We start from the raw sequence: 26,588 nt of genomic DNA, 5'->3' as shown, positions 1-26,588 counted from the left end.
ATTATCCCGCCAGGATCAAGGCGCAGATTAAATTTGCTTCAGGTTGTAGAACGCTTTCGGACCGGCATATTGAGCCACATTCGCCAGTTCGTCCTCGATCCGCAGCAATTGATTGTACTTGGCGACCCGATCGGTGCGCGAAGGTGCGCCCGTCTTGATTTGTCCGGCATTGGCGGCAACGGCGATATCGGCGATCGTGCTGTCTTCGCTTTCGCCGGAGCGGTGCGAAATGACGGCAGTGTAGCCGGCGCGTTTGGCCATCTCGATGGCGTCGAAGGTCTCGGTCAGCGTTCCGATCTGATTCACCTTGACCAGAATCGAATTGGCTACACCCTGCCCGATTCCCTTGGACAAGCGCTCCGTATTGGTCACGAACAAGTCGTCGCCGACCAGCTGCACTTTACCGCCCAACCTGTCGGTCAGCAGCTTCCAGCCCTCCCAATCGTCTTCCGCGCATCCGTCTTCAATCGTAACGATCGGATATTTGTCCGCCCACGAAGCGAGGAGCTCGACAAATTCAGCCGAAGTGAACGATTTGCCTTCGCCCTCCAGATGATATTTGCCGTCCTTGAAAAATTCCGTTGAAGCGATATCCATTCCCAAATAGACGTCTGCTCCGGGCTTGTAGCCGGCGCGTTCAATCGCGCTGATGATCGTTGTAATAGCCTCTTCGTTAGAGGCGAGATTCGGAGCAAAGCCGCCCTCGTCGCCTACAGCGGTGTTCAGTCCTTTTTCCTTCAACACGGCCTTCAGGCTGTGGAAAATCTCCGCGCCCATGCGCAGCGCTTCTTTGAAGCTCGGAGCTCCCAACGGAAGCACCATAAACTCCTGCACATCGACGTTATTGTCCGCGTGCGCGCCGCCGTTCAGAATGTTCATCATCGGCACCGGGAGCGTCTTGGCGTTGAAGCCGCCCAGATACACATATAGCGGAATATCCAGCGCATCCGCCGCGGCGCGCGCAACCGCCATCGAAACGCCAAGTATTGCATTGGCGCCAAGGTTCCCTTTGTTGGGAGTCCCGTCGAGCTCGATCATTCTATTGTCAATGCCCACTTGATCCAGCGCATCCCAGCCGATAATTTCGGCGGCGATCACTTCATTGACATGATCGACTGCCTTGGATACGCCTTTCCCAAGATAACGGCTTTTGTCCCCGTCGCGAAGCTCAACCGCTTCAAAGGCGCCGGTAGACGCCCCGGAAGGAACGATGGCGCGACCCTTTGCCCCGGATTCCAAATAGACCTCCACCTCAACGGTGGGATTGCCGCGGGAATCCAACACCTCACGCGCGTAAATATCCGAAATGATCGTCATTGTATACACTCCTTCAGCTTTTTAACATTCCCATAAAATTCTATCTTAAAATTCAAGTCCTGCCAATAATCATCGATTCTCCGGTCATTTCCGACGGCTTCGCAATCCCCAAGATGTCCAGAAGCGTTGGCGCCACATCGGCGAGAATGCCGCCTTCGCGGATTTGCACACGCTTGTCCGTGACGATGAACGGCACCGGACTCAGCGTATGGGCGGTCTGCGGACGATCGGCTGCATCGCGGACGATGTCGGCATTGCCGTGGTCGGCGATGATCACGGCCACCCCGCCTTTGGACAGGATCGCATCGACAACCTGGCCGAGGCACTCATCGGTCGCCTCAACCGCCCGGATCGTCGGTTCCAGAAGGCCGGAATGACCGACCATGTCGGGGTTCGCAAAATTCAGCACAATCACGTCAAATGCATCCTTTTCGATCTCCCGGACGGTTGACTCCGCCAGCTCATAGGCGCTCATTTCCGGCTTCAGATCATATGTCGCCACCTTCGGGGAATTGATCAGAATCCGCGTTTCCCCGGGCAGTTGCACATCCCGCCCGCCGCTGAAGAAGAAGGTGACGTGCGGATATTTTTCCGTTTCGGCGGTGCGCAGCTGCTTCAAATTGTGCCGGGCCAGCACTTCCCCCAAAGTATCGTCCAAATCCTTCGGCTTGTAGGCGACAAATCCGTTTACCGTCTCGCTGAACAGCGTCATGCACACAAAATACAAATCCTTCGGCGGATGGTCTCCGCGGTCGAAAGGCCGGAAGTCGTCATTGGTGAACATCTGCGACAATTGGATCGCCCGGTCCGGCCGAAAATTGAAAAAGATAACGGAATCCTCCGATTCCACCAGGCCGACCGGATTGCCGTTTTCATCCGTGATGACCGTTGGCAGCACAAATTCGTCAAATACCGATCGTTCATAAGATTCCACAATGGCCTGCAGCGGATCCGAATATTTCGGACCTTCACCGTATACCATCGCCCTGTAGGATTTCTCCACGCGGTCCCAGCGCTTATCGCGGTCCATGGCATAGTACCGCCCTTGAACCGTAGCCACCTGGCCGACTCCAAGCTCCTTGATATGCTGAAGCAGCCGTTCCATATAAAATCTCGCGCTGTCGGGCGCAACGTCCCGCCCATCGAGAAATGCGTGGATATAAACCTCCTGCAGTCCCTCCCGCTTCGTCAGCTCCAACAGCGCATACAGATGCCCGACGTGACTGTGCACCCCGCCGTCCGACAGCAGCCCGTAAAGGTGCAGCTTCCGTCCCTTTTCTTTGGCGCGGCGGACCGCTTTAACCAGAGCCTCGTTCCGGAAAAACTCGCCTTCACGAATCGATTTGGAGATTCTCGTGAGGTCCTGATAGACGATCCGCCCCGAGCCGATGTTCAGGTGGCCCACTTCGGAATTGCCCATCTGTCCTTCCGGAAGTCCGACCGCTTCCCCGCATGCGGTCAGCTGAGTGTGCGGGAATTCCCGCCAATACCGGTCAAAGTTCGGTTTGCGTGCCTGAGCCACGGCATTGCCCTGTGTCTCTTCCCGCAGGCCGAAGCCGTCGAGGATAATCAGCGCTACCGGTTTTGGTCTATTGCTCGCCATTATCGTGCCCCCTCCACAAGCTGAATATAAGAACCGGGCTCGAGACTGGCTCCGCCCACCAAAGCCCCGTCAATTTCCGGCTGACGCATGAATTCGCGGATGTTCTCCGGCTTGACGCTTCCGCCGTATTGAATGCGGATCTTCGCGGAGACCGCGCTGCCGAACATCGCCTCCACAACCTGCCGTATGTAGCCGATCACTTCATTCGCGTCCGTCGCCGTCGACGATTTGCCCGTGCCGATCGCCCAGATCGGCTCATAAGCGATCACCGCCATTGCTGCTTGCGCACCATCCAATCCTTTAAACGCAGCCCCCGTCTGGATCCTGCACACCTCTTTCGTTTGCCCGGCCTCCCGCTGCTCCAGCTTTTCGCCGACGCAGACAATCGGCGTCAACCCGTGCTTGAAGGCCGCGTGCATTTTGGCATTTACCGTCTCATCCGTTTCCGCAAAATAAGCCCTTCTCTCGGAATGCCCGATGATCACATAGCGGACGCCCAGATCCTGCAGCATCACACCGCTGATTTCTCCCGTATACGCTCCGCTGTCGGCCCAATGCAAATTTTGGGCACCGAGCTTCAACGAAGAGCCCTTCACGGCTTCCGCCAATACAGGCAGATGGATAAACGGCGCGCATATCACGCTCTCCACCCCGTCAACTTCCGCCTTGCCCTTGACTTCCCTAACAAATCCGGCCGCTTCACCGACGGTTTTGAACATTTTCCAATTCCCCGCAATGATCGGTACTCTCATGGGTTCTCCATGGCTCCTATCCTCTATATTCTCAAAATTCATTTAAACCCATTGATTATTTATCATTTAAAATAACGACGCCCGGCAGCGCCTTGCCCTCCATAAATTCCAGCGACGCCCCGCCCCCGGTGGAAATATGGTCCATCCGGTCGGCCAGCTTAAATTTCTCAACGGCGGCGGCGGAATCTCCTCCTCCGATGACCGTGTAAGCGGCTGTTTCAGCGCAAGCCTCGGCGACCGCGCGCGTTCCGCTCGAAAACGGCTCCATCTCGAAAACGCCCATCGGTCCGTTCCAAACGACCAGCTTGGACTGCAGGATCGCATCTGCATACATTTCGCGGGTTTTCGGACCGATATCGAGCGCCTGCCAGCCGGCCGGGATCTCATCGACACTGACCGTCCTCGTCTGCGCCTCCGCGCTGAATTCGTCGGCAATCACGACATCGACAGGCAGCATGAAGCGCACTCCCTTTTCCTTGGCCTTGTTGACAAAACCGAGCGCCAAATCCAGCTTTTCGTTGTCCACCAACGAATTGCCGACCTCCTTGCCCAACGCTTTGAGGAAGGTAAAGGAGAGCCCCCCGCCGATAATGATATTATCTGCAATTTGAATCAAATTTTCGATCACGTCGATCTTGTCCTTGACCTTGGCCCCGCCGACGATGGCCGTAAACGGGCGGTCGGGATGGCTTAGCGCTTTTCCGAGCACCTCGATTTCCTTTTCCATCAGAAAGCCGGCAACCGCCGGTATGTAATGGGCGATCCCTTCCGTGGACGCATGGGCGCGATGCGCCGCTCCGAATGCATCGTTCACGTAGACATCCGCCAGCTCGGCAAACGATTTGGCCAAGTCCGGATCGTTCTTCTCTTCACCGGGATAAAAGCGCACGTTCTCCAGCAGCAGAACATCCCCCTCGCTCATCCCATCGATCATGGCCTTGACCGAATCTCCGATCGCTTCGTCCGCTTTTTGCACCGGCTTGCAGAGAAGCTCCGACAAGCGAACGGCCGCAGGCGTCAAACGCATTTCCTCGACAACCTTTCCTTTAGGCCGGCCAAGGTGGCTGGCCAGAATGACCTTTGCGCCTTGTCCGGTCAAATATTCAATCGTCGGCAGCGTTTCCCGGATCCGCGTGTCGTCGGTAATCCTTCCGTTATCCAGCGGAACGTTGAAGTCTACCCGGACGAACACTTTTTTGCCCCGAACGTCCACATCGCGAACACTTTTCTTGTTCATGCAGCGTTTCCTCCTAGTTTATCCTAATGGGAAATTATACAGCATCGGAGACAAACTTTAAACCCAAAATCACAAGCTAAAGAGGAGAATCGCTTCTCCTCTTGCAGTCCGTGACATATTTTGCGATTTTCGGCGAGCTTACAGTCCTCTTTGGGCGATATAGCCGCAAAGGTCAATAACGCGGTTGGAATAGCCCCATTCGTTGTCGTACCAAGACACCACTTTGACCATATTGTCTCCGACGACCATCGTGGACAGCGCGTCGATCGTGGACGAGGCGGGATCTCCGTTATAATCGCTGGAAACCAGCGGCTCCTCGGAATAATTGAGGATGCCCTTCAGCCGTCCTTCGGACGCTTCCCTTAACGCGGCATTGACCTGTTCTGCGGTTACGCTCGTCTGCAGCTCCGCCACCAGATCCGTTACCGAAACGTTCGGCGTCGGCACGCGGAATGCCATCCCGTTCAGCTTGCCCTTCAATTCCGGCAGCACCAGCGATACCGCTTTGGCCGCGCCAGTTGTGGACGGAATGATGTTCTCGGCGGCGGCGCGGGCACGGCGCGGATCCTTATGCGGCAGATCCAGGACCTGCTGATCGTTGGTATAGGAATGCACCGTGGTCATCATTCCCTTTACGATTCCGAATTTTTCATGCAGCACTTTGGCGAACGGCGCGAGACAATTGGTCGTGCAGGAAGCGTTGGAAATGATCGCGTGCTTGGCCGGATCGTATTGGTCCTCGTTGACGCCCATGACCACCGTGAGATCCTCATTCGTAGCCGGGGCGGAAATGACTACCTTCTTCGCTCCGCCCTGCAGGTGGGCTGCAGCCTTTTTGCCGTCGGTAAATCTGCCCGTCGACTCCACGATAATTTCTACGCCATACTCGCCCCAAGGCAGCAGCGAAGGGTCCTTCTCGGCAAACACCTTGATTTTGCGCCCGTTGACGAACAGTTCTCCCTCTCCGGCTTCCACGGAAGCGTCCAGTTTCCCGTGAGTCGTATCATATTTCAACAGATGGGTAAGCATTTCAACATCCGTCAGATCGTTGATTGCCACGATCTCCACTTCAGGATGATTCAGCGCAGCTCTGAAGGCGTTTCTTCCGATTCGTCCAAACCCATTGATGCCTACTTTCACCATTATTGTGTTCCTCCTAAAAAAAATTATATATTCAAGACGCTGAAAGCGCGTCATGAGCACTTAGATCAGCTTGAGAATTTCGTTCCCCGCCGCTTCATCGGTCACCAGCACATCCTCATGTCCATGCTGCAAAACCGCGGCAATCGCTTCGCCCTTGCTTTTCCCTCCGGCCACGGCGATCACTGTGTCCATCTGGTGAATGTCCTCCAAACGGAGCCCGAGGGTAGGCATTTTATGGACGATCTGTCCCTTCGCATCGAAGTAATAACCGAATGCTTCTCCGCGGGCGTATTCGTCCTGCAGAAGGCGGATCGTGGATTCGTCGGCCCTTCTCCGCTTCGCCATATGCAGCGCGTTGCCGATGCCGTGCAACACGACACGCGCGTTGCGGATCACGTCCACTACCTCCCGGATATTCGGTTCTTGAATCAGGGATTGATACGCCTCGTCGCTCAGATGGTCCGGCACATGCAGCAAACGGTACTGCCCTCCCGTTTTCTTGGCCATTGTGGATGCGATCATATTCGCCTGCAGCTCCACACTTTCGCCCAATCCTCCCCGGGCTGGCACGAACCAATTGCCCTTCATCGGTTCGGAAGGCGTCAGCCACTCTGCCACCTCAGCCATTGTCGAACCGCCGGCAACAGCGATCACGTCGTCCTTCAGCGCATATTTGCGAAGCATCAGCGCCCCGGCCCGGCCAAGCTCTTTTTTGGTAAACGGCGAGGTATCCCAGTCCCCCGGAATAACCACCACCTGCTTGAGTCCAAAGTGCCTTCCGATACTTTCCTCCATATCGGACAAGCCGAACAGCTCATTGAACAAAGGCTCCATCTGCTCCAGCAGTTCCCTGCCGGTCCGGCTGACCTGCATGCCTGCGCTGTCCGTATCCAATAGCCCTTGAGCCTTCAGGAAATCCACTTCGGCGCGGAGCACCCGTTCGGTCATATCCAGCGAGGCGGCGAGCGTTCTGCGTCCGATCGTGCCGGAAAGCATGATCGTGTTCAAGATCATGTACCGCTTCTTCAAGGTTTCGATCAGGTCGGGCAGAAGCTGCCTTTGAACATCCATCAGCTCTCTCACATTGATCACTCCGGCAATTACGGGACTTAAAATGTCCCACATGATAATTTTAAGTCCCACATAGCAATTGTATTCAATTTTGCCATAAAACGCAACTCCATTCCGAGCGGATTTTATTTGGAATGAAATGCTGCTTGATTTTTCTTATTCATTATCATATAATTACCTTTGCTTGTTTCTACATGCGCCCGTGGTCCAACGGATATGACGCAGGCCTCCGGAGCCTGAGATTGAGGTTCGATTCCTCACGGGCGCGCCATATCGATTATACAGCTCCTGCACCGGAGCTTTTTTTTTGTTTGATGGTTTGACCTTTCTTGACCTTAAGGGCGCTTTGAGTTATGATGAGATTAGTTCGGGCAATACTGATTAACAGGCTAGATACAAAGGAGGATACCGCCATGAGTTTAATCCCAATGGTCGTGGAGCAGACCAGCCGCGGAGAGCGGTCATACGATATTTATTCGCGTCTGTTGAAGGACCGTATCATTTTTCTCGGAACACCGGTCAATGATGTCGTAGCCAATACGATCATTGCCCAAATGCTGTTTTTGGCCGCGGAGGACCCGGAAAAGGACATCAGCCTGTACATCAACAGTCCGGGAGGCTCGATCACGGCCGGTATGGCCATTTACGATACCATGCAGTTTATCCGTCCGGACGTTTCCACCATCTGCGTGGGCCTTGCCGCTTCCATGGGAGCTTTCCTGCTCAATGCCGGCGCCAAAGGCAAGCGTTTTGCGCTGCCCAACAGTGAAATCATGATCCATCAGCCGCTCGGCGGAGCCGAGGGTCAGGCCACCGATATCGAAATTCGGGCGAAACGGATTCTCCGGATGAGAGACAAGCTGAACCGCATTCTTGCCGAACGTACCGGGCAGCCGCTGGAACGAATCGAAAAGGATACCGATCGGGACTACTTCATGAGCGCCGCAGAGGCTAAAGAATACGGCATTATCGACAAGGTCATCGAAAGAGTGTAGAACCGCCGGTTCATGATTCCCACAAAAAAACAAGCAGGCCCATGTCATTGGATGGGCCTGCTTGTTTTTCCCTCTCTAAACTATTTCAATTCCTTCAGGGGATAGAACATCAGATTGATCGGCAGAGAGGAGCCCGCCGAAGGCGTAAATTCAATATCCAGAGACGGTTCCCTTCCGGTCGTTCTCCACAGCAGATATAATCCGTCGACCGGCGTCAGGACGCCCGACTGCGGCACCATGACCAACTCGCCGTTGATCTTGATCGGACCTTTGTAAATGCCTCCCCGGGCCATTAGGAGAATCGCCATCCTGCGCGGCTGTTCGGCGTGAATTTTGTACATCACTCCATAGTTGCCGTTATCCCGCCTTTCCACTCCCTGCTGAAAATCGTACCCGTTGACGAACGGATCCGACACCCCGTCTCCGATGACCAGTTTGGAGGGCGTATCAAAGGTCGAAGCATTGATGTTCCAACGGATTTCCGAAACGCCGAAGGTCCCCCTGACATGCCGGTCATACGGCAGTTGCGCATATCCGGACAACTCTTCAGCTTGGGGGTCCACAGCCGCGAAAGTAAACGTTACTCTGCCGTCGGTCTCCAGATCATAGAACACGTTCATGCCCTGTCCCGGATAATAATCGGGCATCACCCGATAGACTAAAGTTTTCCCGGCAGGCACCTTCAATTTTTCATCTACGGAATCGCTCGTCATAAAATCAATCGTTGCCTGGTGTCCGATAATATTGGCGTATGCCGACGGGTAGACCTCTCCCGCGTTGGTTGTACGCAGTTCGACATCTTGGCTGCCGTTGTTGGTAACCCAAATGACAAACTTCAATTTTTGATCGGTACCGTTGATATGATGAGCATAAAGCCTGATCTTTCCCATTACCGAATCCTGATACAGAATCCCTTTCTGCAGGATTGTCTCCGGACTGTCGCTGACCATCAATGTTCGGGAAGCATCATTTACCGCCGTTTTGCTCAAATCAGGCACCTTTTTATAGGCTTCCAAGCGGTCCCGGTCAAGCGGTACAATCGAGCCTGCAGGCTGAACATACATCGGATACTGCTCCCGGTCCAAATAAATCTCGCTGCTGACCGTTACATTGCGGGTATACGTCTTGCTCCAGTTCCCTCTGCGATCCTTCACCTTCAAAGACACCGGATAGGTCCCCGGCTTAAAAAAAGCGTCCGCCTTACCTTCCCAGCGGCTTTCATCAATCCGCTCACCATCCGGACTATAGCTAAGATCCAAATACTTGATCGGCTCTCCGATTCTATACTGCGCTTTACCCAGGGCGAATTTGGCTACAGGGGGCGAAAAGCCGGTTAATTCGTCATAAATGCCCGTCGGACGCTGGACAAACATGATATCGATCCGTTTAAGCTTCGAATCATATGTATATTGTGCTCTCAGCAATCCCATCACCCAAGTGAGCCGTACCAGCAGGTGATTATCGCGCATAATGGCCACATCGTTTAAAGGAATGACCATACCGCCATAGGAAGCCGTGCCGCGAGCCTGATCCAGAACCGCCTGAAAACCGCCGATATCCATTTCCACGCTTTGACTCTGCTGATTCCAACTGACCGGAAAACCGAACGTATCGCCAAGAAATTTCGCAGGCACAAACGTTTTTCCGTCCACTGCGGTTGCCGGGGCCTCCAGCGTGACCTTCATCTCATTCACATAAGCCTCGGTTCGGTCCAGATAAAGCACCGCGTAAGTGGTCGTCGACGACACGGCGTATGCGGGCAATCCCGCGTAAAATACCATGATCAGCAATAATAGCACAATTCCGGTTTGTCTTTTGATATTGATCATCTTCGAACCACTCCTATAAGTAAAAAAATTATCGCGTACAATATGATGCCGTCTCGTTATATAAACGAACTGTTCTTCAAAAAGGTTGCGTTTTTTCCGGTAAAATTATGAATTCAATGTTGCGACCCAAATGAAAAAGCCGCCCTATCGAGCGACTTCGTTTGCCCATCCGCTTTTCTGTTCCTTCCAACCTTCAGCGCCATAATCTTGGACGGTTTGGCGCTTAGGCAGCGCGATGAAATAACTTCCATCACCGCGAAGCCCTTATTGGTTTTCCAGTTCTTCTTTGCCGACAAGCATGGCTAAAGCGGTTACAGCCTGTTCTTCATCCGATCCGGTGGCGCTGATGTAAATTTCCGTATTCGTGCTGATCGCCAAACTCATGATCCCCATGATGCTCTTGGCATTGACTTTCTTTTCATCTTTCTCGACGAATATTTCAGAGGAGAATCTATTCGCTTCCTGGACGAAAAGGGCCGCGGGTCTCGCATGAAGTCCTGTTTTCAATTTTACAACAACGGGACGTCTCGTCATCATCCATACCCCCAAACTAATATATAATACCCATCATTCATTAAATCCGTATCATTGTTAAATAGTATAACATTTTTCTCCAAATTTCACTACATCCCTTGAAAATTCACTTGGAGTTCCTGATTTTTTCTGCCAATTCGTCAATTTTGCGAAGACGGTGATTCACGCCCGATTTGCTGACCTTATCCTTGAGCAGTTCGCCGACTTCTTTCAGGTTGATATCCGGATGCTGGAGCCGCACTTCGGCCACTTCCCGCAGCTTTTCCGGCAAATTCTCCAAGCCGATTTCCTTTTCCAGCAGGCGGATGTTTTCGATCTGCCGGACAGCCGCTCCAACCGTTTTATTCAGATTGGCCGTTTCACAATTGACGATCCGGTTGACGGAATTGCGCATATCCCGCATGATCCGGACGTCTTCAAACTTGAACAGCGCCTGATGCGCGCCGATAATATTCAGAAATTCGATAATTCTTTCGCCTTCCTTGATATAGCAAATGTACCCCTTTTTGCGTTCGAGGCATCTGGCATTCAAATCGAAGCTGTTCGCCAAATCGCAAACCGACTGACAGTGCTCCTCATACATCGAAAAAATCTCAAGATGGTACGACGAGCCCTCCGGATTGTTGACCGAGCCCCCTGCCAGAAACGCTCCGCGCAAGTAAGCTCTTCTGCAGCAGTGATTCTCGATGATCTTCTCATCGATCCCCGGCGTAAATTGAAATCCGGTAGAGACAATATGCAGCTCGGACAAAATCTCCTGAATCCGTTCCGGGATGCGAACGATGTAGACGTTGTTTTTCTTCAGGCGCATTTTTTTGCGGACCATCAGCTCGGCTTGAATCCCGAACAATTTTTTGACCAAGCTGTAAATCCTTCGGGCGATCGCCGCATTCTCCGTGGAAACGTCAAGCTGGATCCGCTGATTGGAAACCTCCACCGATCCGTTCATCCGGATCAATGCAGAAAGCTCGGCCTTCTCGCAGCAAGCATCAGCTTCAATCATGGTCAATTCTTTTTTCGTTTGCGATGCGAAGGACAAAAGGGTTCACCTCTTCCTCATCCACAGGTCGACAAGCTCATGGATGCGACGGCTCAATTTATCGGCGTCATGCCGTAAATAAGTATGATACTTTACGAGACGGTCGGTGATGACGTCATATCCCATTTCTCGCACCCGGTCGAGATCCAGGCCGACGGCCGCCGACCCCTTCTCCGCGTAACGTTCCAGCACCTGGGCGGGGATTTCCCCGTTATTCACGATGACATAATCGAACAACGAATGTCCGATATGCCGCCGGATTGCTTCGAGATGATCACTGACGGAAAAACCGTCCGTTTCTCCCGGCTGCGTCATCACATTGCAAATAAACACCTTCATGGCGGCCGATTCCACAATCGTGCGCGACATCTGCGGGACGAGCAAATTCGGCATGATGCTGGTAAAAAGGCTTCCCGGACCGATCACGATCGCGTCCGCTTCGCGAATCGCCTCAATGGCTTCATCGAGGGGCTTGACATCGGACGGCTCGATCCAGACCCGCTTGATCGACTGCCTCGCCTTCGGAATGTTGGATTCGCCTACGATAATCCGGCCGTCACCCGTTTCCGCCTTCAGCACGATCGCCTGACCCGCAGCGGGCAGCACGCGCCCCCGGACGGCAAGCACCTTGCTCAATTCTTTGACGGCGGTTGCAAAATCACCGGTAATATCGACCATCGCCGCAAGTATCAGGTTTCCCAAATTATGCCCGGCCAAACCGTTGCCGGAAGAGAATCGGTACTGCAGCACCCTCGACAGCACCGGCTCCACATCGGCCAGCGCGATCAGCACATTGCGAATATCGCCCGGCGGCGGGATCTGCAATTCGGACCGCAGAATACCAGAGCTTCCTCCGTCATCGGCAACCGTTACGATGGCGGTAATGTCCAACGGTTTGTCTTTCAGGCCTCTTAACATCACGGACAGACCGGTGCCCCCTCCGATCACCACCACTTTGGGAAGCATTTCAACAGATTCGTGTCTCATCCGTTCACCTCTGGCCGCCGATCACGATCGGCATCCCGATGGCTTACCCGGACGACCTCCGTTTCTCCATTGCCCAGCATCTTTCCCAAATATTCGGCTACGGCTACCGAGCGGTGCTTGCCACCGGTACATCCGATCCCGACGACGACCTGGCTTTTTCCTTCTTTTAAATAATGGGGAATCAAAAAATTGAGCATATCCAGCAGCTTGTTCAAAAAATCCTTGGTTTCGGACCACTTCATGACGTAATCATACACCTCGGGATCCTGGCCGGTTCGCGGACGAAGATGCTCAAGATAGTGCGGATTCGGCAAGAAACGGACATCGAAGATCAGATCCGAATCGATCGGGATTCCGTACTTGAAGCCGAAGGAGGTTACATTGATATATATGGTATTCGGCCGAATGCTGTGAAAATGTGCCGCGATCTTCTCCTTCAACTGCGCCGGCTTCAAATTGCTGGTGTCCATGACCAGCGTGGCCATCCCCTTAAGCTCCTCCAGCAGCTTGCGTTCCAGTGAAATACCTTCCAGCGGCAGACCCTCCGGTGCAAGAGGATGCCGGCGCCTGCTTTCCTTATAACGCTGAACCAGCACTTGATCCGTAGCATCCAGGAACAAAATTTCATATTCGATCGTATGATTATCCCTGATATAGCTCAAGGATTCCGACAGCGACGTGAAAAATTCCCTGCCCCGAAGGTCAATCACCAAAGCCACACGGGCGATCCGGCCTTTGGACTGCTCGATCAATTCAGCAAATTTCGGAATCAGCACAGGCGGAAGATTATCAACACAAAAATAGCCCAAATCCTCCAGGCTTTGGACAGCAATCGTCTTTCCCGCTCCGGACATTCCCGTAATGATCACCAATCTGGAAAGGCTATGCACATCATTCATCACAATTCCCTCCTGTCCCGCAACCCCAATATCAGCCTTTCAGCAGCAGCCCGGCAGCTCCGACCATACCGGCGTCATTGCCCAGCAAGGCCGTCACAATCTCCACGCCTTCCCGCGCCGGTTCCGGCGTGAATTGCTCGAAAGCCTCGCGGGCCGGCTGCAGGAGGATTTCCCCTGCGAGGGACACGCCGCCGCCAACAATAAATCTTTGCGGATTGATCACAACCGCAATCAGAGCCATCGATTTGCCCAAATAGCGGGCCGCCCGGTTGACAATCCGCAGGGCCACTTCATCTCCGGATTTCGCCGTATCAAGGACATTCTTTGCGGAAAGCCGATCGAGCAAAGACAAAGGGGTATGCTCTCCCCGTTCCACTGCGTCCCGGGCCATGCGAATAATCCCCGTCGCCGAAGCAACGGTTTCCAGGCAACCCATCTGGCCGCAGCCGCATTGGATGGCCTCCAGATCCGGCACAACCTGCATATGCCCCAACTCTCCGGCCACACCCGAAAATCCCCGATAAATCTTTCCGTTTACGATAATACCGCCGCCGACACCGGTTCCCAACGTGTAACAGACAACATTGTCGATATCCTTGCCTGCTCCGCTCCACAATTCCCCCAGAGCGGCCGCATTGGCATCATTGTCGATGACGACTTTCTTTCCAAGCTTCTCTTCCAGCATCCCCCTGACCGGCACATTGTGCCAGTGCAGATTCGGAGCGAGGATGACAATCCCGTCGGGGATATCCGTAAATCCCGGGATCCCGATTCCGATTCCCGCCACCTGATCCCAGCTTAGGTAAGAATCCGCAACGATCCTGCGGGCATAAACGGCTATTGTGTCGATGACATGGTCGACTCCCCGTTCGGTTTCCGTCGGCCCTTCCATTTTATGCAGCAGCCTGCCGTTTTTGTCACAGAGGCCGATTTTAATGCTGGTGCCTCCCAGATCCACACCAACAAAAATTTCGTTTTCGTTTGACATCCTTTCACACCCCAATACATTCCACCGGAGCTTCCGTTTCCTATAGAGTTCTTCCTGTTCCAACTATAAGCCAACCCTGATAGCAGGTCAAGTCAAGGAAGTGGGGCAGCGTTGCCCGCTATTCTGCAAAATCTTATGCGGCTAAAAAAACGAGGAGGAAGACCTGCTTCCACCTCGAAATTTTTTGTATTCCATAGTATGAACAAAATCACCCTTCGGGTGACTGAAATAACGAAACCCATACTTTAGCGCTGTTTCGGGATCATCTCGACTTTCCCCCCCGCCTGAGATCATAGGAGCATTCTTCCTCAACCTTGATCTAAGACCATTGTAAGCGAAAGCCGTTATCACAGAAATGAAAAGTTTTAATTTCCTAAGCATCAAGAAAAGCCTGGCGGGCGTTTGGCCACCAGGCTATATTTGTGATTGTCTCAAATTACAGGCTCTTGCTCCAATCGTGAACCGCCTGGCCTTCCAGGAATTTCTCGCAATCCAGAGCGGCCATGCATCCGCTGCCCGCAGCAGTGATTGCCTGACGGTACCGGAGATCCTGTACGTCGCCGCAGGCAAATACGCCTTCGATATTCGTCATCGTCGTTCCAGGCTTGACGAGAATGTACCCGGTTTCGTCCGTGGTAATCTGGCCTTCCAGAAACTTGGTGTTCGGAGTATGGCCGATCGCCACGAAGATTCCGTCGGTTTCCAGGATTTCTTCGGCGCCGGTTTCATTATTGGTCACCTTCAAGCCGGTTACACCGTGCTCGCCGGCAATTACTTCAACCGGTGTACGGTTGAGGCTCCAGACGATCTTCTTGTTCTCTTTGGCGCGCTCCTGCATGATTTTGGAGGCTCTCAATTCATCGCGGCGATGCACCAGACGCACTTGCGTTGCAAATCGGGTCAGGAAATTCGCTTCTTCCATGGCGGAATCTCCGCCGCCGACGACGATGATCTTCTTCCCGCGGAAGAAAAATCCGTCGCATGTCGCGCAAGTGCTGACGCCGCGTCCGATGTTTTCTTTCTCCCCGGCAATGCCGAGAAGTTTGGCGGAAGCGCCTGTGGAAATGATCAGCGATTGCGTTTCAATGACTTCGCCGCCCTCGATGGTCAGCTTGAACGGCCGTTTCGACAGATCGGCCTGATTCACCCAGCCTCTGCGGAATTCCGCGCCGAATTTTTCAGCCTGCTTGCGCATATTTTCCATCAATTCAGGTCCCATAATTCCTTCGGGAAATCCGGGGAAATTCTCGACCTCGGTCGTGGTCGTCAGCTGACCGCCCGGTTCCGGTCCTTCAATCACCAGCGGATTCAGATTGGCTCTGGCAAGATAAATGGCTGCCGTCAGACCGGCGGGCCCCGTTCCGATAATTACCGATTGATACATTCTTGAATACCTCCCACCCCTGAAAATTCACATGCTCTAATTATTTCATTACTCTGTTAAAGATCATTATAGTTTTTCTCTGTATTTGGAGAATATCGCTTCCATCTTCTCCCGAATGCCGCAGGTTTCATCGATCAGCTTCACATATTTCTTGATGGTGCTGACCGAAACCTCATACCGGTAGGAAACCTCCTGATAGGAGATGGTTCTGCGGTGCATTTTGGCGGTTAAATACTCAAGCGCCGCCGCCCATCCTTCAATTTTGTGAATTTTGGGGACCGCCGGATACATGCGGGTCAGAAATTCCTCCCACAGCGTCTGCAGATCGTGTCTTTGAATGATATCGTAACGCCGGTCCATCCGCTTCAAGGCGGTGTCGACGATTTCCTGCCATTTCTTTTCCCAGACGGGAAGATTTGCGGAATGCTGCAGCGAGGGGATATCGGTAGCCTTCCCGCTCATTACCGCATGCAAAGGCTCCTTCACTCCCATGTTGCGCAGGAGAAAAATAGCGATCCGCTTCAATTCGTCCGCCTCGGCCGGCTCCTTCAAAAAGCTGCGCAGCGCTTGTTCAATCTCGGAATCATAAATGATTCCGAACGCTTGGAGAATCTGCAGCTTGGTATCATAATCCCCGTGCCGGAGCGCCCAGAAGAACGAAGAGCGAACGAGCGGATCCCTGCCGAACTGCTCAAGCATCTTGGCCGGGGTTTTCTCCAGCATCCTGAATTGTTCCTCATACGGCAGATGATAGTGATAACTGAGCGAAACGTCATTGCCGCCATCACGGATGCCATCCAGCTGGCTCAAATAAAATTTCGGGATGTCCGATTCGCGGTCCAGCTTCTCTGCCTGTTTCCAGTATTTTCTGGCCTTGTCGTACCGCCCCGTATTCCATGCCGCTACAGCCGTATAGTGATAGAGCGCAGGGTCGTAAGTCGCTTCTTCCCCTTTGAGCAGGCGCACAAACAGGCGGTATGCTGTTTCGTGCCGTTCCAGTATTCCCATTGTCGTCGCCAGCTTGAAGGCGTGCTCGGAATGGTACGGAACGGTTTTTTCCAGAAGTTCCAGAAGCGGATTCAGCTTCTCCCGTTCGCCGAGATGGGAATAGAAAATCGCCAGGTTGCAGAGCGCATGCAGGTTGCCCGGATCGGCTTCGAGCACTCCCTCGACGCTTTGCAGCGCTTTTTTGTAATCGGCAAGATAGTAATACGCAAGCGCAAGATTGTTGCGCGCCGCAAGAAAATCCGGATATTTGCGAACCAGCTTTTCCAACACTTTGGCAGCTTCCGAGAACTTGCCTTCCTCGAGCATCATCCTGGCTTTATCATGCTCAAACAGATTTTCCCTGCTTTTGATGGTCTTGATTTGAGCCGGTCTGTCCAGCTCATAGCTCAACAATTCCATCATCTCTTCCGATTCCTCAAGGAATTGCCCCTCGGGGTCCTTCTCCAGATAAGAAACCAGAGAAGTTTCGGCGGACTCGTAATCCTCCATATTGGCGAAGTTGTTCGACATATAGAAGTAGCATTCCGTCATGGTCGGATCGATTTCCTCGATCACCTTTTTGAGAATCGCATTCGATTCCTCGTACTGCCCCATTTCCGACAAGATGCCCGCCATGTTGCAGTGATTTACCGGATTATCCGGCTCGTACTCGACCGCCCTGCGGAAATATTTCAACGCCTTATCGTAATGCAGTCGGTCAAGAGATTGAAGTGCTCTTTCGAAAAAGAACGTGGCATCCATCTTGATGGGAATCACTTTGGGCTTCTGCCGCCGTGCCACCGTTTTATTCTTCACCTTCACAAGCACCTCCCGGAGAAAGCGTCTCGAATTACATTACTCTAAGTATAACATACGCCCATTCAATCTCCTAAACCCTAAACTCCCCCGTATTTGAACAGCGTGCTGATCGAACCGCCCTCTGCGATAATCCGGATCGCATCCGAAAGGAGCGGAGCCATGGATATGACCTTGAAGCGTTCCGGATGGTTGTCCGGGATCGCGATCGAATCGGTCACAACCACTTCCTTGATGTTCGGATGGTCCAAACGCTCCAGGGCGGGCGGGGAAAAGATCGGGTGCGTCGCGCAAACGAAAGCGTCCTCGGCTCCTCTTTCCTTCAGCCCCTCGACGACATTGACGATCGTTGTGCCCGTATCGATCATGTCCTCAATGATGATCGGCGTCCGGCCTTCCACTTCCCCGATGATATGTGTAATCACCGATTCGTTGTGTTTGGGGCGCTTTTTGATCATGATCGCAAACGGCGAATCCAGATTGCTCGCCAAACGCTCCGCGGTCGTCGCGCGGCCGGCATCCGGAGACACGATGATCGGATTGTAGATGTTTTTCCTGCGGATGTAATCGCTGATCAAATCAAGCGCCGTCAGATGATCGACCGGAATGTTGAAGAAGCCCTGAATCGCCGGCGCGTGAAGGTCAATCGTGATCACCCGGTCGGCGCCCACGGTCGTCAGCACATCGGCCACCATTTTGGCGGAAAGCGGCTCACGCGGAGCGGACTTTCGTTCCTGGCGGGAATACCCGTAATAGGGAATGACCAAATTGATGGTGCGCGCGGAGGCTCTTTTGGCCGCGTCGATCATCACCAGCAGCTCAACGAAATGATCGTTGATGGGGTGGGAAAACGTCTGTACCAGAAAAACGTCGTTATTGCGGATGGATTCCATGTACAAGCAGTACAATTCTCCGCTTTTAAACTTGGAAAGCTTGATTACGCCCAGGGGCAGTCCCAATTGCTGACAAATTTTTTCGGCAAGCACGGGATTGGAAGAGCCCGAGAAGATTCTAATATTATCGATGCCCATGACACCCTCCTGAAAATGGTACTGACAGTCCGAACAACATCCGTTCGCTAAAACCTGACATTGATTTCATTATACCTTCAACCGTTTATCATTTCAAAAACCGCAATCTTTCCATGCGGACCAAGCTGTTTAAAAGCTGATCATCCTGCGCTGCCTGCGCTCGAACGTCGCTAATTCGCGGAAACCGATCTCCTTCAGCAGCGCCTCCGCCTCATCCAAATACTGCGCAAGCCGACCCGGCGTATGGGCATCGGAGCCGAGTGTAACAGGAATCCCCTTCGTCAGGCAATATTCCAGCATGCGGCGTGAGGGAAACATCTCCTTGGTCGGCATCCGCAGTCCGGAGGCATTCAGCTCAATCGCCAGATCCTGGCGTTTGATCACATCGAGCGTCTCTTTCTCGAGCGAGGTCATGTCCTCATTCGGCTGATAGCCGAACCGCTTGATCACATCAATATGGCCGATAAAATCGTACAGGCCGGTCTTCGCGGCCTTCTGCACCGCGTCATAATACTGCTTGTAGACTTCGTTGACGTCGCGGGTTTTCCAGCCGTCCAATTGACGGTGGTCGGATATATCCCATTCGCCGAGAAAATGAACCGAGCCGATGACATAATCCCACGGATAAGAACGGACAATCCGTTCAATTTCCTCCTCATACCCTTCGATATAATCCCCTTCGAGTCCGACCCGGATGTCGATTTGGCCCTTGTACTTTTCCTTTAAAAGGAAGCATTCCTCGACATATGCCGGGAGCTCCTCCATCGGCATGGCCATTCCGGGATAATATGTCGCCGGATCAATATGAATCAGCGGCATATGATCAGACAGACCAAGCTGGGTCAGCCCGATTTCGAGCGCTTTGCGCACGTATTCCTCCAAGCAGCCCTCGGCATGGCCGCACCGGTCGTGATGCGTGTGATAGTCGATCCCGATCACCTGAACTCACCCTTCGGTTTGCGGATATGCCGGCTGTTCAGCTCGTTCAGCACATCGTCCAGCGGCAGCTTGGCATCGCGCAGCAGGACCAGCAGGTGGAAGATCAGGTCGGAAACCTCAAAGCGCAGCTCCTCATTGCTGCGGTTCTTGGCGGCGATAATCACCTCGGCGGTTTCTTCCCCGACTTTTTTGAGGATTTTGTCCAGGCCCTTTTCAAACAAATAGGTCGTGTAGGCTCCTTCCGGCCGCTCCGCATCACGCTGCGCAATCAGCGATTCCAGCGCCGCGAGAATTTGGAAACGCTCGCCGCCGCGGATACCGTTTGCTTCCGCCGGGGAACCCGCTGCCGCTTCCTGCTCCGCAGCTTGCTGCGACTTGCCGCCGCCGAGCGGCAGCTCCCTGTAAAAGCAGCTGTACTTCCCTGTATGGCAAGCGGGACCGGTCTGTTCAACCTGTACCAGCAGCGTATCGGCATCGCAGTCGAACTTCAGCGACTTGATCTTCTGCACATGTCCCGAGGTCGCTCCTTTGTTCCAAAGCTCGGAACGCGAGCGGCTCCAGAACCAGGTTTGCCCGGTTTCCACCGATTTAACCAGGGATTCCCTGTTCATATAGGCCAGCATCAATACATCCTTGCCGACGGCATCCTGGACCACGGCGGGAACCAGTCCGGCCGTATCCCAGCGGATTTGTTCCATCAATTCCTGCAGCGTCTCACGCAGATTCTCTTGCAGTATCCCCTCAGTCACGGACTTCAACCCCCCTGCGCTTGAGGTCATCCTTGACCTCTTTGATCGTGATTTCCTTATAATGAAAAATCGATGCGGCCAGCCCGGCATCCGCTTGTCCGTCTGCGAACACATCATAAAAATGCTCGACCCGGCCCGCGCCGCCGGAAGCGATCACCGGAATGCCGACGCGCTCGCCGACCGCCCGGGTCAGCCGCAGATCGAAGCCGTCCTTGGTGCCGTCGGCATCCATGCTGGTCAACAGCAGCTCGCCGGCGCCGAGCTCCTCGGCATGCGACGCCCATTCCAGCGCTTTGATGCCCGTAGGTGTCCGTCCTCCGTGAGTGTAAACCTCCCACTCTCCCCACTGTTCATTATACTTGGCATCGATTGCCACTACAATGCACTGGGACCCGAATTTCCGCGCACCTTCGGCAATCAGCTGCGGGTTTTTTACGGCCGCGGTGTTGATCCCGATTTTGTCCGCTCCGGCCCGGAGCAGACGCTTCATATCCTCGACCTGCGAAATACCGCCTCCGACGGTGAAGGGAATCGTGATCTCCCCCGCCGTCTTTCTGACGACCTCAACCATCGTCGCGCGTCCTTCGTGGGAAGCGGAAATGTCGAGAAAAACCAGCTCATCCGCGCCTTCACGGTCATAAAATGCCGCCAGCTCCACGGGATCCCCCGCATCGCGCAAATTGACGAAATTCACGCCCTTGACGACGCGCCCGTCCTTGACATCCAAACAAGGAATGATTCTTTTCGTTAGCATCTCTGTTCTCCTCTATTGTTCCTCTGGGTCCGACAGCATTTCCAACGCCTCAGCCAGCCGGAGGCTTCCCGTGTACAGCGCTTTGCCGACAATCGCGCCGGCGACTCCGTTCTCCTTGTGTCTCGCCAGCTCCAGCAGATCGTAAGACTGGCTGACGCCGCCGGAGGCGATCACCGGTCTTCCGGAAACTTTGGCGAGGCCGACGATCGATTCCACATTCGGCCCGCCCATCATGCCGTCTCTGGAAATGTCCGTGAAAATAAAGGTCTGCGCCCCCTGCGCCGCCAGCTCGACAGCCAGATCCACCGCCTTGATCTGCGAGGTTTCCAGCCAGCCGCGTGTCGCCACATAGCCGTCTCTGGCATCGATGCCGACAGCTGTTTGATCTCCATGGTGCGCCAATGCCCACTGTACAAAATCGCGGTTCTCAATCGCCGCTGTGCCCAGAATGACCCGCGAGACGCCCTTGGACAGCAGCCGCTCGACATCCTCCCGGGTGCGGAGTCCGCCACCGACCTGGACAGGAATATCGACACTGCGGGCGATTTCACCAATCACATCTTCATTGACGGGATGTCCGGCCTTCGCTCCGTCCAGATCGACCAGATGAATCCATTCGGCGCCCTGAGCCTTCCACTGGCGGGCGACCTCAACCGGATTGTCGTTATAAACGGTTTCCCGGTTGTAATCTCCCTGTACCAGACGCACGCATTTCCCGCCCCGGATATCAATGGCGGGATAAATGATAAACGATGACATATTCGTTAGCCTCCGATGATTGATCATGACGGGCTCAATGGCGAACCAGCGTCAGATTGACAAAGTTTTCGAGCAGCTTCATGCCCATCGCGCCGCTTTTTTCCGGGTGAAACTGCATGCCGTATATATTTTCATGGCCGACGACTGCTGCAACCTCGCCATAGTAATCCGTTGTCGCCAGCAGGTCGGAGGGTCTTGACGGAAGCGCGTGATAGGAGTGCACAAAATAGACGTAGCCTTCGTCCAGCCCTTCGAACAGAGCTGACGGCCTCCGGAAGGAAAGGCGGTTCCAGCCCATATGGGGCACCTTGAAATCGCCCTGGAACCGGACGACATGTCCCGGCAGCAAATCGAGGCCGGTATGCATTCCGTGCTCTTCGCTGCTGCTAAACAAGAGCTGCATCCCTAAGCAGATGCCCAGCAGCGGCTTGCCGGAAGCGGCAAACTGCAGCACCACCTCGCGCAGTCCCGTTTCCCGCAAATAATGCATCGCATCGCCAAAGGCGCCGACGCCCGGCAGGATCGCCCCGTCGGCGGACAGGATTTCCTGCGCGTCGGAGGTGATCTTCATTTGGTGCCCCAAACGCTCCACCGCTTTGCTGACGCTGTGCAGATTGCCCATGCCGTAATCGATGATTGCGATCAAGCTAAAGCACTCCTTTCGTGGACGGAACCCCCTGCACCCGCGGATCGATCGAGGACGCTTCATCCAACGCCCGGCCGAGCGCCTTGAATACGGCCTCTATCATGTGGTGCGTATTCCGCCCGTAGTGAACAATGACATGCAGCGTGATGCGGGCCTCCAAGGCGAACTTCCACAAAAATTCATGCACCATTTCCGTAGAGAAGCTGCCCACTTGAGCCGAAGGAAACTCGGCCCGGTATTCAAGATGTGGGCGGTTGCTGATATCGATCGCAACCTGCGCCAACGCTTCATCCATCGGAACAAATACATTGGCGTAGCGCTTGATTCCCTTTTTGTCGCCGAGCGCCTGGCGAACGGTTTGCCCCAGGCAGATGCCGATATCCTCCACCGTGTGGTGGTCGTCAATATCTACATCCCCCTTCGCATTCAAACGCAGATCAAACTGCCCGTGCTTGGCAAACAAGTCCAGCATGTGGTTGAGAAAAGGAACGTCCGTCTCGATCTCCGATATCCCGGTTCCATCCAACGCGAATGCCAGGCGGATATCGGTTTCATTCGTTTTCCGCGCAATCTCCGCCGACCTGCCGTTCTGCTGGTTGCCGCTCATGTTATTTCCGTCGCTCATGCTACTTCCCCTCTTTTCTTAAACGGACTTCAATCGCTCGGGCATGGGCCTCGAGCCCTTCGTGCCGGGCCAGCGTCATGATCTTGCCGCCGTTGTTCAGCAGCGCGTCGCGGCTGTAGTGGATCAGGCTTGATTTTTTGAGAAAATCGTCGACATTGAGCGGGGAGGAGAATCGGGCCGTGCCGTTCGTCGGCAGAATGTGGTTCGGTCCGGCAAAGTAATCCCCAACCGGCTCGGAGCTGTAATCTCCGAGGAAGATGGCCCCCGCATTCTCGATTTTTCCCAGAATTTCAAACGGGGATCCCACCATCAGCTCAAGATGCTCCGGAGCGAGCTGATTCACGGCGCGTATCCCTTCTTCCAAGCTGTCCGTCAGCAGAATCGCCCCGTAATCCTCGATAGAGCGCGCAGCGATCGGTTTGCGCGGAAGTGACTCGAGCTGCCGCTCAACCTCGGAGCGAACCTGATCCGCCAGCCGTTCGGACGCGGTGATCAGAATTGCCGAAGCCATCTCATCGTGCTCCGCCTGGGACAGCAGATCGGCTGCCACAAACAGCGGATCGGCCGTTTCGTCTGCCAGGACAACGATCTCGCTCGGTCCTGCGATGCTGTCGATGTCCACGACTCCGTACACGTTCCTTTTGGCCAAAGCGACATAGATGTTGCCCGGCCCGACGATTTTATCGACCGGAGCGATGCTCTCCGTCCCGTAGGCCAGCGCGGCAACCGCTTGGGCGCCGCCGACCCGGTAGATTTCCCGCACACCCGCCTCAGCGGCGGCAACAAGAATGTATGGATTGATCCCGTCCTCCCCGGCCGTCGCCGGAGGGGTCGCCATCACGATCTCCGGAACCCCGGCCACCTGGGCGGGTATCACATTCATCAACACGGAGGACGGATAAGCCGCCTTGCCTCCGGGCACATAAACCCCCACCCTGCGCAGCGGACGGATCAACTGACCCAGTATCGCGCCGTCCGGCTGAAGATCCATCCAGGTATGTCTTTTCTGCTTCTCATGAAATGCGCGGATGTTGGCCGCTGCTTCACGGATGGCTTCCAGAAAGTCCGCCTCGACCTTTTCGTATGCGGCGCGGATCTCCTCCTGCTCCACACGCAGCTCCCCGACGGCTACCCGGTCAAATTTCTCCGTATAATGACGCACTGCAAGGTCCCCTTCCAGGCGGACCCTTTCAATTATCTCTTTCACTGCCAGGTTCTGCTCGAGAGAACCGTATTCCACTTCCCGCTTCAACGAGAATTCCGAAGCTTTCACGATACGCATAACCGCGCCTCCTCACGCAACAATTACTGCTTCAAGCCGTCATTCGATGCAGGTCATGACGTCGATTTCCATCGCCGATCTCCATCCAGTCAATCTCACATCATCTCAAATCAACCTCACGCAATCATGTCGCAACCGAAACGACCTGCTGCAGACGGTCGCAAATTTCCTGGATCCGGTCGTTCTTCATCCGGTAGCTGACCCGGTTGGCGATCAGGCGGCTGGTAATCGAGTGGATCTGCTCCAGCTCCACCAGACCGTTCTCCTTCAAGGTCTGCCCGGTTTCCACCATGTCCACGATCCGGTCGGCAAGCCCGATCAGCGGAGCCAATTCAATCGACCCGTTCAGCTTGATCACTTCCACCTGCTGGCCTTTTTCACGAAAATACCGGGATGCCGCATTCGGATATTTGGTCGCCACCCGCGGATGAAGCACGGGCTTCCAGTCCGGCAGGCCGATCACGGACATCCGGCAGCGGGCGATATTCAAGTCAAGCAGCTCATAGACCCTACGGTTTTCCTCGATCAGCACGTCCTTGCCGACCACTCCGATGTCCGCGGTGCCGTATTCCACATAGGTCGGCACATCGACGGGCTTGGCCATGATGAATTCCATTCCCGCTTCGGGAAAAGGAATAATCAGCTTGCGGGAGTCGTCGAAATCGTCGGGAATCGGGATTCCCGCTTCCCGGAACAGCTTTGAGGCTTGTTTATATATGCGCCCTTTGGGCATGGCCACCCTCAACAGATCCTGTGTCATTTTCGCCGCACCTCCTATTCCGTAAACTGAATAATATCATCATACAGCTGTCCTTCGTAGGCAACCCGTTCGCCCTCCGACAATCCGGTCTCCCCGATTGCCTCCCCGGCGGACACGCTCTTCGTTTCCACCATATAACCTTCACGGGTACGAAGCTCCAACGCGGTGCGGATCGCTTCTTCCCTTTTTTCCTGTGAATAAAGAACAAGCACTCGGTAAGCCTCCGGTTCAACTCCGCCGTTGACTACCTGCATAATGCGGTTGGTTTCGAGCGCAAATCCGGTTGCCGGCGCGGGGCGTCCAAACTGGGCAAGCAGATTGTCGTAACGTCCTCCGTTCAGCACCGGAAATCCCAGGTTCTCGGCATACCCTTCCATAATCATGCCCGTATAATAAGCGAAATTTCCAATCATCGTCAGGTCGATCATCACATGCCGGTCCACCTTGTAGGCTTTGAGAATTTCCCATACCTCGCAGAGATGGCGCAGCGACTCCTTCGCCATGTCGGCATGGGTAATCTTATCCGCCATTCTGCAGATTTCCACTCCTCCCCGAAGGCGAAGAATGCTCTCCAGCTCCTCCCGGGCCTCATCATCCAAATGCAGCTGCTGCAGGTGATAGCGGAAGCCGACATAGTCCCTGTTCTGCAGGCATTCTTTGAGCGCCGTTTGCTCCTCGTGCCGGCCGGGCAGCGTTTGGTCGAACAAGCCGTTCAGGAATCCGGCATGACCGAGCGCGATTTTGAATTGCTCCACACCCGCCGCTTTCAAGGAAGCAATCGCCAGGGCCACAATCTCGGCATCGGCTTCCGGCGAAGCGTCGCCCACCAGCTCGACGCCGGTCTGAAAAAACTCCGCTTCCCGGCCCGCCTCTTCCTCAATTGCGCGAAACACGTTGGAGTGATACGATAATCTTACAGGGAACGGTTTGTCCTTGAGCAGCGAAGCGACCACCCGGGCAATCGGGGCGGTCATGTCCGAGCGCATCACCAGCATCGTCCCCTTGTTGTCCAGCAGCTTGAACAGCCGGTTGTTCGATGTCGAACTGGCAATTCCCACCGTATCGTAATACTCCAAGGTCGGAGTCATAATCTGCTGATAGCCCCATCGCTGCATGCATTCCAGCACGCGAAGCTCAATGCTGCGGAGCTTGGCGACCGCCTCCGGGAGATAATCCCTGACGCCGGTCGGCTTTTCAAATACTTTTGGCTGAGACACCTTATTCACCTCAGGATGCAACGATTTATTTTAGAACGAACCATCAAACGCTTTAGTATGCTACCATGCTACCATATTAGCAAAGTAAAGAACATACCGAATTTTATCACGGGTGTCCGATTCAGTCAATGGGTTTCGCGCCATGAGTGTCAAACGTCTGAGAAAATGTCACCTTAACTCGTCCGAGAAAATGTCACTTTTGTAGTGTTCCGAGCCACCGTTAGGTGGCTTGGACTGTCTTTGAA

25 protein-coding genes and 1 tRNA gene are annotated in these 26,588 nt (G+C 54.2%); 2 read left to right on the top strand and 24 right to left on the bottom strand.

The genetic code is table 11. The annotated features are described in order from the left end of the window. Window positions 1–27 precede the first annotated feature (27 nt). From eno to VF724_RS16330, 6 genes are all read right to left on the bottom strand, one after another. The gene (gene eno / locus VF724_RS16355) at window positions 28–1,317 is read right to left on the bottom strand and encodes a phosphopyruvate hydratase (protein ID WP_371755308.1); all 1,290 of its coding nucleotides are present in this window, start codon (window positions 1,315–1,317) and stop codon (window positions 28–30) included. A gap of 52 nt (window positions 1,318–1,369) precedes the next feature. Next, window positions 1,370–2,920 (bottom strand): 2,3-bisphosphoglycerate-independent phosphoglycerate mutase, encoded by a 1,551-nt coding sequence (gene gpmI, locus VF724_RS16350; protein WP_371755307.1) that lies wholly within the window; start codon window positions 2,918–2,920, stop codon window positions 1,370–1,372. Further along, window positions 2,920–3,672 carry a triose-phosphate isomerase gene (tpiA, locus tag VF724_RS16345; protein WP_371755306.1) on the bottom strand — a complete coding sequence of 251 codons (753 nt, stop codon included), beginning with the start codon at window positions 3,670–3,672 and terminating at the stop codon, window positions 2,920–2,922. Before tpiA ends, gpmI begins: the two co-directional genes overlap by 1 nt. Window positions 3,673–3,727: 55 nt before the next feature. Then, window positions 3,728–4,909 carry a phosphoglycerate kinase gene (locus VF724_RS16340; protein ID WP_371755305.1) on the bottom strand — a complete coding sequence of 394 codons (1,182 nt, stop codon included), beginning with the start codon at window positions 4,907–4,909 and terminating at the stop codon, window positions 3,728–3,730. Window positions 4,910–5,047: 138 nt separating this feature from the next. After that, window positions 5,048–6,052 (bottom strand): type I glyceraldehyde-3-phosphate dehydrogenase, encoded by a 1,005-nt coding sequence (gene gap, locus VF724_RS16335; RefSeq protein WP_371755304.1) that lies wholly within the window; start codon window positions 6,050–6,052, stop codon window positions 5,048–5,050. 60 nt (window positions 6,053–6,112) lie between these two features. Further along, the gene (locus VF724_RS16330; protein WP_371755327.1) at window positions 6,113–7,135 is read right to left on the bottom strand and encodes a sugar-binding transcriptional regulator; all 1,023 of its coding nucleotides are present in this window, start codon (window positions 7,133–7,135) and stop codon (window positions 6,113–6,115) included. Window positions 7,136–7,319: 184 nt separating this feature from the next. Here VF724_RS16330 and VF724_RS16325 point away from each other — a divergent pair. Further along, window positions 7,320–7,394, top strand: a tRNA-Arg gene (locus VF724_RS16325). An 85-nt stretch (window positions 7,395–7,479) separates the two neighbouring features. Then, complete coding sequence (gene clpP, locus VF724_RS16320) at window positions 7,480–8,118, top strand: ATP-dependent Clp endopeptidase proteolytic subunit ClpP (protein WP_371755326.1); 639 nt, start codon at window positions 7,480–7,482, stop codon at window positions 8,116–8,118. Window positions 8,119–8,198: 80 nt separating this feature from the next. Here clpP and VF724_RS16315 read toward each other — a convergent pair whose 3' ends face one another. From VF724_RS16315 to VF724_RS16230, 18 genes are all read right to left on the bottom strand, one after another. Continuing rightward, window positions 8,199–9,947, bottom strand: coding sequence for a copper amine oxidase N-terminal domain-containing protein (locus VF724_RS16315; protein ID WP_371755303.1), 1,749 nt, complete (start codon window positions 9,945–9,947; stop codon window positions 8,199–8,201). 264 nt (window positions 9,948–10,211) lie between these two features. Next, window positions 10,212–10,481 carry an HPr family phosphocarrier protein gene (locus tag VF724_RS16310; protein WP_371755302.1) on the bottom strand — a complete coding sequence of 90 codons (270 nt, stop codon included), beginning with the start codon at window positions 10,479–10,481 and terminating at the stop codon, window positions 10,212–10,214. A gap of 106 nt (window positions 10,482–10,587) precedes the next feature. Further along, a complete protein-coding gene (gene whiA / locus VF724_RS16305) occupies window positions 10,588–11,520 on the bottom strand; it encodes a DNA-binding protein WhiA (RefSeq protein ID WP_371755301.1) in 933 nt (310 codons plus the stop codon). A 6-nt stretch (window positions 11,521–11,526) separates the two neighbouring features. Then, window positions 11,527–12,507, bottom strand: coding sequence for a gluconeogenesis morphogenetic factor MgfK (gene mgfK / locus VF724_RS16300; RefSeq protein WP_371755300.1), 981 nt, complete (start codon window positions 12,505–12,507; stop codon window positions 11,527–11,529). Next, the gene (rapZ, locus tag VF724_RS16295; RefSeq protein ID WP_371755299.1) at window positions 12,504–13,406 is read right to left on the bottom strand and encodes an RNase adapter RapZ; all 903 of its coding nucleotides are present in this window, start codon (window positions 13,404–13,406) and stop codon (window positions 12,504–12,506) included. The genes mgfK and rapZ overlap by 4 nt, the downstream gene beginning before the upstream one ends. Window positions 13,407–13,437: 31 nt before the next feature. After that, on the bottom strand, window positions 13,438–14,394 hold the full coding sequence (locus VF724_RS16290; RefSeq protein WP_371755298.1) for an ROK family glucokinase: 957 nt from the start codon (window positions 14,392–14,394) through the stop codon (window positions 13,438–13,440). 436 nt (window positions 14,395–14,830) lie between these two features. Further along, window positions 14,831–15,778, bottom strand: coding sequence for a thioredoxin-disulfide reductase (gene trxB, locus VF724_RS16285; RefSeq protein WP_371755297.1), 948 nt, complete (start codon window positions 15,776–15,778; stop codon window positions 14,831–14,833). A 66-nt stretch (window positions 15,779–15,844) separates the two neighbouring features. Continuing rightward, on the bottom strand, window positions 15,845–17,527 hold the full coding sequence (locus VF724_RS16280; protein ID WP_371755325.1) for a tetratricopeptide repeat protein: 1,683 nt from the start codon (window positions 17,525–17,527) through the stop codon (window positions 15,845–15,847). A gap of 134 nt (window positions 17,528–17,661) precedes the next feature. Next, the gene (locus VF724_RS16275; RefSeq protein ID WP_371755296.1) at window positions 17,662–18,612 is read right to left on the bottom strand and encodes a ribose-phosphate diphosphokinase; all 951 of its coding nucleotides are present in this window, start codon (window positions 18,610–18,612) and stop codon (window positions 17,662–17,664) included. Window positions 18,613–18,741: 129 nt separating this feature from the next. Then, window positions 18,742–19,548, bottom strand: a complete 807-nt coding sequence (gene hisJ / locus VF724_RS16270) for a histidinol-phosphatase HisJ (protein ID WP_371755324.1) — start codon at window positions 19,546–19,548, stop codon at window positions 18,742–18,744. After that, the gene (hisIE, locus tag VF724_RS16265; RefSeq protein WP_371755323.1) at window positions 19,548–20,249 is read right to left on the bottom strand and encodes a bifunctional phosphoribosyl-AMP cyclohydrolase/phosphoribosyl-ATP diphosphatase HisIE; all 702 of its coding nucleotides are present in this window, start codon (window positions 20,247–20,249) and stop codon (window positions 19,548–19,550) included. Before hisIE ends, hisJ begins: the two co-directional genes overlap by 1 nt. Before the next feature lie 43 nt (window positions 20,250–20,292). After that, window positions 20,293–21,054, bottom strand: a complete 762-nt coding sequence (hisF, locus tag VF724_RS16260) for an imidazole glycerol phosphate synthase subunit HisF (RefSeq protein ID WP_371755295.1) — start codon at window positions 21,052–21,054, stop codon at window positions 20,293–20,295. Between the two features lie 12 nt (window positions 21,055–21,066). Continuing rightward, window positions 21,067–21,813, bottom strand: a complete 747-nt coding sequence (hisA, locus tag VF724_RS16255; RefSeq protein ID WP_371755294.1) for a 1-(5-phosphoribosyl)-5-[(5-phosphoribosylamino)methylideneamino]imidazole-4-carboxamide isomerase — start codon at window positions 21,811–21,813, stop codon at window positions 21,067–21,069. A 34-nt stretch (window positions 21,814–21,847) separates the two neighbouring features. After that, window positions 21,848–22,459, bottom strand: coding sequence for an imidazole glycerol phosphate synthase subunit HisH (gene hisH / locus VF724_RS16250; protein WP_371755293.1), 612 nt, complete (start codon window positions 22,457–22,459; stop codon window positions 21,848–21,850). A 1-nt stretch (window position 22,460) separates the two neighbouring features. Further along, entirely contained in the window at window positions 22,461–23,084 is a 624-nt protein-coding gene (gene hisB, locus VF724_RS16245; RefSeq protein WP_371755292.1) for an imidazoleglycerol-phosphate dehydratase HisB, read from the bottom strand. A 1-nt stretch (window position 23,085) separates the two neighbouring features. Beyond that, a complete protein-coding gene (gene hisD / locus VF724_RS16240) occupies window positions 23,086–24,366 on the bottom strand; it encodes a histidinol dehydrogenase (protein WP_371755291.1) in 1,281 nt (426 codons plus the stop codon). Between the two features lie 124 nt (window positions 24,367–24,490). Continuing rightward, the gene (gene hisG / locus VF724_RS16235; RefSeq protein ID WP_371755290.1) at window positions 24,491–25,126 is read right to left on the bottom strand and encodes an ATP phosphoribosyltransferase; all 636 of its coding nucleotides are present in this window, start codon (window positions 25,124–25,126) and stop codon (window positions 24,491–24,493) included. A 14-nt stretch (window positions 25,127–25,140) separates the two neighbouring features. Further along, entirely contained in the window at window positions 25,141–26,343 is a 1,203-nt protein-coding gene (locus VF724_RS16230) for an ATP phosphoribosyltransferase regulatory subunit (RefSeq protein ID WP_371755289.1), read from the bottom strand. Window positions 26,344–26,588: the final 245 nt, after the last annotated feature.

The organism is Ferviditalea candida (assembly GCF_035282765.1).
Classification (GTDB): Bacteria; Bacillota; Bacilli; order Paenibacillales; family KCTC-25726; genus Ferviditalea; species Ferviditalea candida.
The sequence above is the reverse complement of the archived record's forward strand: the minus strand, read 5'-3'. Positions and strand labels throughout refer to the sequence as shown.